Here is a 6,000-nt window from a genome sequence, read left to right on the forward strand (position 1 = left end):
GGAGTGGCCTTCCAGCCGCAGTACAGACACTCGGCCACGAATGTCACATCCGTATCCGGGTGTTCGGTGATTCTGTGCGTCACGTACCGCATGGCTGTTCTGATGCTCATGGACCGCCCCTCCGGCTCCGTCTGTTGACCTCGGCGACCCTGGCGCGCATTTCCTCTTGCGTCGCTGGCGGGTGGGCCTGGTAGTCCGGGCACTTCGGGCTGCCGCATGCGCACTTCGGCCAGTGAAAGGGCGAACCGGGGCCAAGGTCCGCTCCCTCCGGCCCAGGGTCCGACCTGCTCACCAGGAGCACGCCGTCTACTCCGCGCGCTCCGGAGAGACGTGAGAGGAACTGCCGGGCCTCACTACTGTTCGGATGAGCAGTTGCTTCGGTGTCCTGCGCCTTGGTTTCGCTCATCGCGCCGCACCCTCCCGATTGATTCCGCGTTGATGTGCCGACGGTAGGAAGCGGCGGGTTTCGGGCTCCACAAACTTGCATGGTCTTGCACGGCAATTGCTTTTGCCAGTAGCGATATTGACGCTGACTCCACAGCTCAACGAAGCTGATGCAAGCCCAAGCAAGCGCCTAGACCAGGGAGCCGGCAATGGCCGTAGAGTTCATTGGGATCGACCCCGACACGGACCGGGATCACTGCCCCACCGTGTGGGCGGACGCAGAAGCTCAGGAGGTCTTGTTGCAGGGGTGGCAGCCCAGCGCCGAGACTCATGCGGCATGCGAGGCGAGCAGCCCCGCGAACGGCTCGGTGCCCGACAGCGAAGCCATCATCAGGATTCCGGCCCGGATGATTCCGATGATCAGGGAGGCATGTGATGCCGTCGAGCGTGCCCAGCTTCGCTGAGCTCCTTGGCCGGTGCAAGCGATCCGCCCTGCATCTGGAGTTGCGCGACTCATACGCCTCCACAGACCGGTTCGAGGCGTGGAAACGTGGGGAGCGGATCAGTTGGGAGGATCGCGGGTCCTGGTGGCATTCCTATGATCAGTTGATCGAGGACACCGTGGCCAGGGGAGTGGTGATCCGAAGGGCCCGGGTGGTCTCTGAGCCAGTGTCGGAGTACATCCGCTGGGAGCACTACATCACTCATGCCAATGTCACGGCGGGGGAGCAAGTCCGCTGGCTGCCCCGGCGGCGAGCCACGACCATCTCTCTGCCGGGGAACGACTTCTGGCTGTTCGATGATGCGCTACTCCGTGTGCACCACTTCTCGGGTGAAGGCGTGGTGGTGGAAGACGAGATCACGGCTGATCCGGAGGCAGTGAAGCTGTGTTCCGCTGCGTTTGAAGCGGTCTGGGAGCAAGCGATCCCGCACCACCAGTACACGATCTGACGAAAGCCAGCTCCATGCCCCCGCACCCCTCCTCACGCGTTCAGAAGGCTCGGGAAGTCCTGGCCGGCCGTCTGCGCGAGATACGGATAGATGCAGGGATCAGCGGGCGGGAGCTGGCTGTCCGGTGCGGTTGGTCCGAGTCGAAGTCGTCCCGGATCGAGAACTCCAAGACGCCTCCTTCCGATGCCGATATTCGAGCGTGGTGCAGGGCCTGTGCCGCTGAGGACCAGGCCCCGGATCTGATCGCGGCCAACAGGCAGTCCGCGGAAGCGCACGTGGAGTGGAAGCGGCTTCAGCGGACTGGCCTCCGGCGCTTGCAAGAGAGCACCGGTGACTTGTACCAACAAACCAAGACTTTCCGTGTCTACGTATCCGACGTGATCCCCGGCTTCCTGCAGACCCCGGGCTACGCGTCCGCGCTGCTGTCCTCCATCGCGGGTTTCCGAGGAACACCGGACGACGTGAGCGAGGCTGTTGCAGCCCGAATGCGGCGTAACGAGGTGCTGAGCAAGGGCGGGCGCCGGTTCTCCTTCGTGCTGGAGGAGTCGGTGTTGCGATACCGGCTGTGCACCGCTGAAACCATGGCGGCGCAGCTTGGCTACCTGCTCGGGGTCATGGAGCTTCAGAACGTTGCCGCGGGCATCGTTCCGCTCTCCGGGCAACGGGCCGTGTGGCCCATGCCGACCTTCACGATTTTCGACGACAAGAGGGTTCACGCCGATACCCTCGATGCCGCCTCCACGCTCACGCAGCCCGGCCAGGTCGAGCTATACGCCCGAGCCTTTGAACGCCTCTCGCAGCAGGCTGCACGGGGAGCGGCGGCCCGCTCCCTCATCGCGGACGCGGTGGCGTCTCTGAACTGACCGGCGACGGTGATCCGGCGAACCCCGGTTCAGTCGTTGTTGACGAGGCCGTCGATGTGATGGTCGAGCATGCGTCGGGCGGCATCCGGTGTGCGGTACCCGAGGGCGACGTCCACTCCGAGGCTCGTGGCGAGCGACCAGCAGATGTCCGCGTCCATGAGCTCTTCCCCGCGGGGCTCGGAGCCTCGTTCCTGCCGGGCCGCGGTGATGAGGCCGGCGGTGAAGGAGAGCAGCTCCTCGCCGCCCGGAGCCAGGACGTTGGTCATGGTCGGGTCGGACACGGCCCGCCCCGCCACGGCCAGGCAGAAGCGCATGAGCCGCGTGCTCTCCTCGTCGGGGCCGACCAGGGCATGGAGACACGCGCGGAGCACGGCTTTCGGGGTGGGCTCGCCGACCGCGCCGATCGCGTTCTCGACGTTGGCGTTCACGGCCTGGACGGCCCGGTCGAGCGCGTCACGGATCAGGGCCTGCATCGAGGAGTAGTAGTGCTGCACGTGCCCCATCGAGACGCCCGCCTCGTCGGCGACCTTGCGCAGCGTCACCTTCTCGATGCCGCCCCGCATCGTCAGCTCCCAGACGGCTTCGACCAGTCGCCGCCGACGCTCCTCGACATCCACGATCTTCGGCATGGCGCCTCCACTCCCATCTTTTACCATGCACCTGCATTGCGAAATGTGTCCGCAGTCTTTTACAGTGCAAGTGCACCGTAACCGCCCCGGCGGCCGGGGCGAGGTGCGGCAGCGGCGCTCCTGAATCCGGAGGCATTACGTGAAGTACGACATTTTGCAGGGCCTCGGTGTGGTTCTTCTCGTTCTGGGAGCCCAGGGGGCGATTCGCCAGGTCGTCGACCACGGCAACGCCGGACTGCTCGGCCGGCTGCCGGGCGGATTCGTGGTCGGCATCACCGTCCACGTTCTCGCCGCCGTGGGCGGTGCGGTCCTCGCGGGCCGGGCCCGCGCCGCGTCCAGGGCGGCCGGGCGCGACAGCTGATGGCCGGCCGCGCGAGTTCTTCCGGCCGCAGCGCCCCGTCGGCCGGGGGCTTCACCTCGTACGCGGCCGGGCGGCCCCGTACGGTTCAGATCCCGTCGTACTCGCCGTCGAAGCGGTCGAGCGCCGCCTCGGTGCGGGCGCGGAGGAGGGCGGTTCCGTGGTCGTCGCGGATGATGATCTCGTCGTGCGCGTACCAGCGTGAGCCCGGTCGCTGACTGATCGGGTACTCCGGGAGCGGGAGGCGGCCGAATTCCGGCGGGATGTCCGCGGGGTCCGTCCAGCCCATCAGGTCGTCGTCGGCGCACAGGGCCTCGGAGAGGACGAGCTCGACGAACGCGACGCTCAGCCGGTCCAGCCAGTCGGTCCAGTCGTCGGCGGTGGGGCCGGGGACGTCGAGGCGGCACACGACGGGCGGGTCGTCCTGGCCGAGGTCCGTGACGCGTATGCCCCAGTAGGCGCAGGACTGGTTCTCCACGCGGAAGACCAGTACCCCGCGGTCCCCGTCCAGGTAGAGGTCCTGCGGGGCGAGCAGGGTGTCCTGGTTGCTCGTCAGATCCCCGCGCATTCCGAACAGTTGGTGCGCCTCGCGCAGGGCCGCCGGCAGCGGCAGGCCGAGCCGGTCGCGGGCCGCGTCGAGTTCGGCGGGGGTGCGGCCGTCGGCTCCGGTGAGCGGGCGGGCGCTCCAGTCACGGGCGAAGGTGCGGACGAAACGCCAGGCCGCCGGCCTGTCGGGCCGCTCGCCGACGGCCGCGGTCAACGCGTCGAGGTCCAGGGCGGAGTTCGGGGCGGTGCGGGCCGGGGCCGGTGGTTCCTGCGTCATGCGCGTGACTATAGGGAATGCCACCGACAGGGCGGCGCCCCGTGACCGACGGGACACCGTGCCCCCATCTCCGTGCACCGCGGGGTGCTTTCGCGGATTTTCCGTACCTTCCGTTCATGAGGTCGGCACACTGGGTGCATGAACGATCACCATCAGGCACTGCCGGATCACCTCGTCATCAATGTGCAGCGCCGGGACGACCCGGTGTCCATGGTCACCGAGGCGGACGCGTTCGCCGCGTCCCGGACGTACGCGAACGTCGTCATCCGGGGCCCGCTCTTCGGCGTCGCCGAGCAGCGCCGCGGTGAACGGCCGCGGTGGCGGTTGATCACCGACATGGAGACCGGCTACCCGCAGGACGTGCGCGACGAGTTGAACAGCCACCTCTGGTTCAAGGCCAAGGACGAGACGGACGACCCCCGCGAGCGTCGCGCCCTGCTCGACGCGGTCCGACGGCTGGAGACGGAGCGGGTGAACGAACTGACCGTCGGTGACACGCGGTACCGCGTCGTGCGCGCCGACGAGTTCGCCCGGGTCGGCGAAGGCCGCATGGAGCCGCCCCGGCCCACGGACGTCGACACGGAGGGCTGGGACCCCGCGGTGCACTCGCCCTCGACCACCAAGGGTTTCGTCATCGACCACGCGGCCGCGGTGGGGCTGCCGGAGGGCCTGGACCGGATGGGGCTGGTGCCGCTCACGTACACCTCGGAGCGCTTCCCGCCCGACGTGCTGGCGGATTCGCGGCGGGCGCTGCACACCCACCCCGGGCTGGTGCTGCTGCCGGTCGCCTTCCGGGTGATGGAACGCAAGGAACTGTCCTGGTCGATGGTGTCGTCCCAGCACCCCACCCCGCAGGACGCGCGGCGCTCGCTGATCTACCACCTGAAGACCTATCTGCCGATGACCAGGGAGATCGACGACGAGGAGGCCGCCGTCTACGCGCGGGCGGCCGAAGCCTTCGCCGAGCGGCTGCGCCCCAACGAACTGGAAGTGCGCGGGCGGCGCTTCGAGATCGCCCGGATCGAACGGATGATGCGCATCGGCCCCGCCGGTCCGGAGGGGCCGCGGAAGTCGGACGTCGAGATCCAGGAGCCCACGCAGCTGCATCCCCTGATGGACGAATGGGGCAACATCACCCATGAGTCGTAGGCGGCACGCACCGGGACCGGGGCCGGGGCGAAGGCGAAGACGCCGTTCCCCGGGAAGGGGAACGGCGCCTCGGAGGAGTGGGGGGTTGGGCGGCCGGGCTCAGCAGGGCTTGACGGCCCCGGAGTTGGACAGGTTGCCGTCGTAGATCCAGCCGTTGACCTGCGTGCCGTCGATACGGGCGTGGGTCCAGGTGTTGCCCGCGGAGTTCACCACGTAGCAGTGGTAGTAGAGCCTGGCCGTGTAGACGGTGGCGGTGGTGGGGCAGTCGGCGCTCGGCCCGGTGCGCAGTGGTGCGGAGCTGCCGGCCACGTATCCGTAGCCGGCGTCCTTGTTGGACCAGGCCGGGTGCGTGCACGCACTGGCGCCCGTGGTGGCCGCGCTCGCGGCCGGGGCGGAGACGATGGCCGCCGAGGCGACCAGGAACGGAAGGGCCAGCGAGGTCCAGAGCTTCGTTCTCTTCACGTGCTTCCTGTTCGTCGTGCACCCGACCTGCCGGTGGGGCGCGCTTCCAGGTACGGACAGAAACTACGTTCGATCCACAGCCTCTCGGCAGGTGTCTGTCGGACACTCGATTTTCGGGCGCCGAACGCGACGTGAAGGCGCTCAACTTTCATACGGTCAAGTCCGTGCGCTGTGCTGCTTGGTGAACGTTTGGTGAATCATTGACCTGAATCACCTGCGTTTCAGTCAAGTGCCGGCAGCTGTATGCGCGGCCGGGCCCGAAATTGAACGGCTGAAAGTGATGGTTTCGGCGTGGGGTGCCCGGCATGCGCCGAGTGGGGCGGACCCGTCGAAGGGGCCCGGACATACGGAAGGGCCCGGACGGCACCCGGGGTTCCGGGA

The 6,000-nt window shown here is 68.0% G+C and carries 8 protein-coding genes; 5 read left to right on the forward strand and 3 right to left on the reverse strand.

The genetic code is table 11. The annotated features are described in order from the left end of the window. The first annotated feature begins 593 nt into the window (after window positions 1-593). The 3 genes from ACFCV8_RS23070 to ACFCV8_RS23080 are packed head-to-tail and all read left to right on the forward strand — an operon-like array spanning window position 594 to window position 2,198. A complete protein-coding gene (locus ACFCV8_RS23070) occupies window positions 594-848 on the forward strand; it encodes a hypothetical protein (RefSeq protein ID WP_376687301.1) in 255 nt (84 codons plus the stop codon). Further along, on the forward strand, window positions 820-1,335 hold the full coding sequence (locus tag ACFCV8_RS23075; protein ID WP_376687302.1) for a DUF6879 family protein: 516 nt from the start codon (window positions 820-822) through the stop codon (window positions 1,333-1,335). Before ACFCV8_RS23070 ends, ACFCV8_RS23075 begins: the two co-directional genes overlap by 29 nt. A gap of 14 nt (window positions 1,336-1,349) precedes the next feature. Next, window positions 1,350-2,198, forward strand: coding sequence for a helix-turn-helix domain-containing protein (locus ACFCV8_RS23080; RefSeq protein WP_376687303.1), 849 nt, complete (start codon window positions 1,350-1,352; stop codon window positions 2,196-2,198). A 29-nt stretch (window positions 2,199-2,227) separates the two neighbouring features. Here the strand turns inward: ACFCV8_RS23080 and ACFCV8_RS23085 are convergent, their stop codons facing one another. Then, complete coding sequence (locus ACFCV8_RS23085) at window positions 2,228-2,827, reverse strand: TetR/AcrR family transcriptional regulator (protein WP_376687304.1); 600 nt, start codon at window positions 2,825-2,827, stop codon at window positions 2,228-2,230. Window positions 2,828-2,966: 139 nt separating this feature from the next. Here ACFCV8_RS23085 and ACFCV8_RS23090 point away from each other — a divergent pair, with 139 nt between their 5' ends. Beyond that, entirely contained in the window at window positions 2,967-3,188 is a 222-nt protein-coding gene (locus tag ACFCV8_RS23090; RefSeq protein WP_376687305.1) for a hypothetical protein, read from the forward strand. Between the two features lie 85 nt (window positions 3,189-3,273). On the opposite strand, the gene ACFCV8_RS23095 is transcribed toward ACFCV8_RS23090, so the two are convergent. Continuing rightward, window positions 3,274-4,008 (reverse strand): SMI1/KNR4 family protein, encoded by a 735-nt coding sequence (locus tag ACFCV8_RS23095; protein WP_376687306.1) that lies wholly within the window; start codon window positions 4,006-4,008, stop codon window positions 3,274-3,276. Window positions 4,009-4,146: 138 nt separating this feature from the next. Between ACFCV8_RS23095 and ACFCV8_RS23100 the strand changes: the two genes are divergently transcribed. Continuing rightward, window positions 4,147-5,157 (forward strand): DUF5954 family protein, encoded by a 1,011-nt coding sequence (locus ACFCV8_RS23100; protein ID WP_376687307.1) that lies wholly within the window; start codon window positions 4,147-4,149, stop codon window positions 5,155-5,157. A 99-nt stretch (window positions 5,158-5,256) separates the two neighbouring features. On the opposite strand, the gene ACFCV8_RS23105 is transcribed toward ACFCV8_RS23100, so the two are convergent. Next, a complete protein-coding gene (locus tag ACFCV8_RS23105) occupies window positions 5,257-5,619 on the reverse strand; it encodes an SH3 domain-containing protein (RefSeq protein ID WP_376687308.1) in 363 nt (120 codons plus the stop codon). Window positions 5,620-6,000: the final 381 nt, after the last annotated feature.

The organism is Streptomyces sp. NPDC056347, assembly GCF_042262625.1.
Taxonomy (GTDB): Bacteria; Actinomycetota; Actinomycetes; order Streptomycetales; family Streptomycetaceae; genus Streptomyces.

Coding starts and splice junctions, on each gene's coding strand:
- ACFCV8_RS23070 (WP_376687301.1), top strand. CDS start 594: ATGGCCGTAGAGTTCATTGGGATCGACCCCGACACGGACCGGGATCAC.
- ACFCV8_RS23075 (WP_376687302.1), top strand. CDS start 820: ATGCCGTCGAGCGTGCCCAGCTTCGCTGAGCTCCTTGGCCGGTGCAAG.
- ACFCV8_RS23080 (WP_376687303.1), top strand. CDS start 1,350: ATGCCCCCGCACCCCTCCTCACGCGTTCAGAAGGCTCGGGAAGTCCTG.
- ACFCV8_RS23085 (WP_376687304.1), bottom strand. CDS start 2,827: ATGCCGAAGATCGTGGATGTCGAGGAGCGTCGGCGGCGACTGGTCGAA.
- ACFCV8_RS23095 (WP_376687306.1), bottom strand. CDS start 4,008: ATGACGCAGGAACCACCGGCCCCGGCCCGCACCGCCCCGAACTCCGCC.
- ACFCV8_RS23100 (WP_376687307.1), top strand. CDS start 4,147: ATGAACGATCACCATCAGGCACTGCCGGATCACCTCGTCATCAATGTG.